The following is a 4,114-nucleotide window of genomic DNA, read 5'->3' on the forward strand; positions in this document are numbered from 1 at the left end:
TGGGTTCCGCCGGCGAGGCCCGTCTGACCCCCGGGGGGGGCGGCGGGACGCCCGGGGGGCACCCGCGGCCCCCGCCGCGGCGGAGGTCCCGCCGGCTGCGGAGCGGGAGGTGAACCCCGCCCTGGCGCGGATCCTGCGCGGCCCCAGCGGTCTGGGCACGGTGGCACTGCACCCGGCCCGGCGCGGGGAGCCGCCCGCGCCGCCGGAGCCCTCGGCGGCCGGCCGGCCGATCCCGGGCCTCTACCACCACCCCGTGCCGGAACCCGACCCCGCACGGGTGGAGGAGATCGGCGGCAGGATCAAGACGTGGGCGGTGGACGAGGTCGAGCTCTACCCCCCGGAGTGGGAGGACCAGTTCGACGGCTTCTCCATCGGCCGCTACATGGTCGCCTGTCACCCGGACGCCCCCTCGGTCGACCATCTCATGATCGCCGCGCGGCTGATGGTCGCGGAGAACGTGGTCGACGACTGCTACTGCGAGGACCACGGCGGCTCGCCCGTCGGCCTCGGCGGGCGCCTGCTGCTCGCGCACACCGCCCTGGACCCGCTGCACACCACCGCGGACTACGCCCCGCAGTGGGCGCAGTCGCTCCACTCGGACGCCCCGCGGCGTGCCTACCGCTCGGCCATGGAGTACCTGCTCCAGGGGGCCACCCCCTCCCAGGCCGACCGGTTCCGGCACGACATGGCCCGGCTCCACCTGGGCTACCTCGCCGAGGCGGCCTGGGCGGAGACGGACCACCTCCCGGAGGTGTGGGAGTACCTGGCGATGCGGCAGTTCAACAACTTCCGCCCCTGCCCCACCATCACCGACACCGTGGGCGGCTACGAACTGCCGGCGGACCTGCACGCCCAGCCGGCCATGCAACGGGTGATCGCGCTCGCGGGGAACGCCACCACCATCGTCAACGACCTTTACTCCTACACCAAGGAACTCGCCAGCCCCGGCCGGCACTTGAACCTGCCCGTGGTGCTCGCCGAACGCGAGGGAAGCTCCGTCCGCGAGGCCTATCTGAAGGCAGTCGAGGTCCACAACGACCTCATGCACTCCTTCGAGGCCGCGGCCGCCGACCTGGCCGCCGCCTGCCCCGTCCCGAACGTCCTGCGCTTCCTGCGGGGCGTGGCCGCGTGGGTCGACGGCAACCACTACTGGCACCAGACCAATACCTACCGCTACAGCCTTCCCGACTTCTGGTAACGAACGGATCTACACGTGACCAACACCGATCTCACCTTTGCCCCCGCCTCCGCCGCGTCCGCGTTCATCCCGGCCCCGGCGACGCCCTACCAGGGTGACATCGCCCGGTACTGGGACCACGAGGCCCGGCCGGTGAACCTGCGCCTCGGCGACGTGGACGGCCTCTACCACCACCACTACGGCATCGGTGACGTCGACCACGCCGCCCTCGGGGACACCGCCGACAGCGCATACGAGAAGAAGCTGATCGCCGAGCTCCACCGGCTGGAGTCGGCGCAGGCCGATGTCCTCCTGGACCACTTGGGCACCATCGGCCACGGCGACATGCTCGTGGACGCCGGCTGCGGCCGCGGCGGCTCGTCGGTCATGGCCCACCAGCGCTTCGGATGCAAGGTCGAGGGCGTCACCCTGTCGGCCAAGCAGGCCGAGTTCGCGAACCAGCGCGCCCGTGAGCTCGGCATCGACGACTCGGTCCGCGCCCGCGTCTGCAACATGCTCGACATGCCGTTCGAGACGGGCCGGGCCGCGGGCTCGTGGAACAACGAGTCGAGCATGTACGTCGACCTGCACGACCTGATGGCCGAGCACTCCCGCGTCCTCGCCGTCGGCGGCCGCTACGTGACCATCACCGGCTGCTGGAACCCCCGTTACGGCCAGCCCTCGAAGTGGGTGTCCCAGATCAACGCCCACTTCGAGTGCAACATCCACTCCCGCCGGGAGTACATGCGGGCCATGGCCGACAACCGGCTCGTCCCGCAGGCCGTCATCGACCTGACTCCCGCGACCCTGCCGTACTGGGAGCTCCGGGCCACGTCCTCGCTGGTCACCGGCATCGAGGAGGCGTTCATCAACTCCTACAAGGACGGCTCGTTCCAGTACGTCCTGATCGCGGCCGACCGCGTCTGAGCCGGTACCGGGGGACACCCCGGGCGGACGGCGGGGCCCGTGACCCGACCCACGGGCCCGGCTACTCGGACTGACGCTCCATCACCCGCCGCGCCGCCTCGCTCTCGGCGGCCGGGGGTGACAGCTCGTCCAGCGTGTCGATGTCGGTGTCCCGCTCCAGTTCCTCCTCCCAGGCCGCGGCGAGCCGCTCCTGCTCCGCGCGCGGCTTGCCCCCGACGGTCTCGCGGTGCGTCGGGTCGAGGGCGGCGAGAAAGCGTTCGACGGCGTCGAAGGACATTCCGTACTCCTTGTGCGGCGGGCCGGTTCGGGGCGGGGACGAGGGGACTTCGGCGGACCGGTGGGCCGGCGGCCCGGGCGGCCGGGGGACCGTCCTCCCCGCCCAGGATGGGAGAGACGGCCCGGCCCGACCGCCGGACACGGCCCGCGCCGCACCCGGATGGCCGCCCCCGCTCACCCCGTGGTGCCGCAGCGGAGCCCGGGCGCGGGATCCGGGGCCGTGAATGTGCGGGCCGCCGGTGTGTCCCGTCCGCCCCGGCAGGCGGGGGCCCCTTCAATGGGCAGCCTCCAACGGAAAGGGCACGGCATGACCTCCTCCGTGCAGCAGCAGGACCCGGCGCACACAGCACACTTCAGCCGCCGTTCGGTCGTCACGGGCGCGTTCGCCCTGGCCGCCGGATCGGCGCTCCCCCTCCTCCCGGCGGGCCGCGCGCACGCCGCCGCCGGCCCGGAGATCGCGAGCTGCGCCACCTGGGGCGCGCGAGCCGCTTCCGAAGCCGTGGTGATCCTGGCCAACCGCCCGGAGCGGATCATCGTCCACCACACCGCGACGCTGAACGTCACCGACTACTCACAGCAGCGCGCGTTCGCCCTGGCCAGGGCGATCCAGACGTACCACATGGACGCCCAGGGCTGGATCGACACCGGGCAGCACTTCACGGTCAGCCGCGGCGCCTTCCTCCTGGAAGGCCGGCACAACAGCCTCGCCGAGCACCGCACCGGCACGCGCCAGGTGCGCGCGGCGCACTGCGTCGGGCAGAACACCGTGTCGATCGGCATCGAGAACGAGGGCACCTACATGACGGAGGACCCGCCGGCGGCGCAGTTCGCCGCGCTGGCGGACCTGTGCGCCCACGTCTGCCGCCAGTACGGCCTGCCGGCCTCGGAGATCTACGGCCACCGGGACTTCAACTCCACCTCCTGCCCCGGCGACCGCCTCTACGCCCTGCTCCCGACGTTGCGCAAGAACGTCGCCACCCTGCTGGGCAGCCCCCTGGCCGAGCCGGTGCAGGACCCGATCCAGGACCTGATCGACAAGGCCGGCATCCACTCCCTGAACCCCCTGCCGGAATACCTCCCGGCGGGCCTCCTCCCGTAGTCGTGCGCCCGGCGCCATTCGGGGGCGCGTTGGTGGGCTGAAGCGGGCGCGGCGGGGGTACACGTACTGCAATGACGAGCGGGCCCGTGGAAGCGGTTCGGGCCACGTGCTCCGACGGTGCGTCAGGACAGGAGTGAGGCCGCATGTCCCTGCTCGCGATGATCCTCGTATGCGCCGGACTCTGGTGCGCCGCCTCGGTCGCCGTTGCCTCGTGTTTCAGCGCCTATCGCATCTGGTGCCGCCGCGACAGGCGGCGCCGGAGCCCGCACCGCGGTGGTGGCAACCCCGTGGGCTGGGGGCATTCCCGCGGGTGACCGCGGCGACCGGTTCACCCCGGCGCCGGTCTCCGCCCCCAGGCGGTGATCATCCCCGGCGAGAGCGCGGCGCAGTCCGGGGAGCCGAGATAGCCGATCGCCTCGTCGACCGTCGCGTCGTCCACCAGCCCCGTGGCCACGATCGACTCCCTGGGCCCGTCCCCCCTACCCGCCCACTAACGGCGGAATGGGGTGCCCGGGGTCAGGGGCTCGCCCCCCCCCACGGCCCCCCCCCACCCCACCCCCCCCACCCCCACTCACAAAAAACCGCCCCCCCCACCCCCCCCCACCCAGACACAAAATACACCACATAACACTCTC

The 4,114-nt window shown here is 72.5% G+C and carries 5 protein-coding genes; 3 read left to right on the forward strand and 2 right to left on the reverse strand.

The window, feature by feature from the left end; genetic code table 11:
* Both ACFXA3_RS37415 and ACFXA3_RS37420 read left to right on the forward strand, forming a co-directional pair.
* Positions 1 to 1,198, forward strand: a 1,198-nt coding sequence (locus tag ACFXA3_RS37415) for a family 2 encapsulin nanocompartment cargo protein terpene cyclase (RefSeq protein WP_385194850.1), incomplete at its 5' end; no start/stop codon positions are given.
* 15 nt (positions 1,199 to 1,213) lie between these two features.
* Entirely contained in the window at positions 1,214 to 2,104 is an 891-nt protein-coding gene (locus ACFXA3_RS37420; protein WP_385194853.1) for a geranyl diphosphate 2-C-methyltransferase, read from the forward strand.
* Positions 2,105 to 2,165: 61 nt separating this feature from the next.
* Here ACFXA3_RS37420 and ACFXA3_RS37425 read toward each other — a convergent pair whose 3' ends face one another.
* Complete coding sequence (locus tag ACFXA3_RS37425; RefSeq protein ID WP_385194855.1) at positions 2,166 to 2,381, reverse strand: hypothetical protein; 216 nt, start codon at positions 2,379 to 2,381, stop codon at positions 2,166 to 2,168.
* Between the two features lie 306 nt (positions 2,382 to 2,687).
* On the opposite strand from ACFXA3_RS37425, the gene ACFXA3_RS37430 reads away from it, so the two are divergent.
* On the forward strand, positions 2,688 to 3,479 hold the full coding sequence (locus tag ACFXA3_RS37430; RefSeq protein WP_385194857.1) for a peptidoglycan recognition family protein: 792 nt from the start codon (positions 2,688 to 2,690) through the stop codon (positions 3,477 to 3,479).
* 328 nt (positions 3,480 to 3,807) lie between these two features.
* Here the strand turns inward: ACFXA3_RS37430 and ACFXA3_RS37435 are convergent, their stop codons facing one another.
* Positions 3,808 to 3,933: a hypothetical protein gene (locus ACFXA3_RS37435; RefSeq protein WP_385194859.1), complete on the reverse strand. Its 126-nt coding sequence runs from the start codon at positions 3,931 to 3,933 to the stop codon at positions 3,808 to 3,810.
* Between the last annotated feature and the right edge of the window lie 181 nt (positions 3,934 to 4,114).

The sequence above is a fragment of the Streptomyces sp. NPDC059456 genome (assembly GCF_042750055.1).
Lineage (GTDB): Bacteria > Actinomycetota > Actinomycetes > Streptomycetales > Streptomycetaceae > Streptomyces.

Excerpts from the sequence above, each read along its gene's own strand:
- ACFXA3_RS37425 (WP_385194855.1), bottom strand. The coding sequence starts at position 2,381 with ATGTCCTTCGACGCCGTCGAACGCTTTCTCGCCGCCCTCGACCCGACG.
- ACFXA3_RS37430 (WP_385194857.1), top strand. The coding sequence starts at position 2,688 with ATGACCTCCTCCGTGCAGCAGCAGGACCCGGCGCACACAGCACACTTC.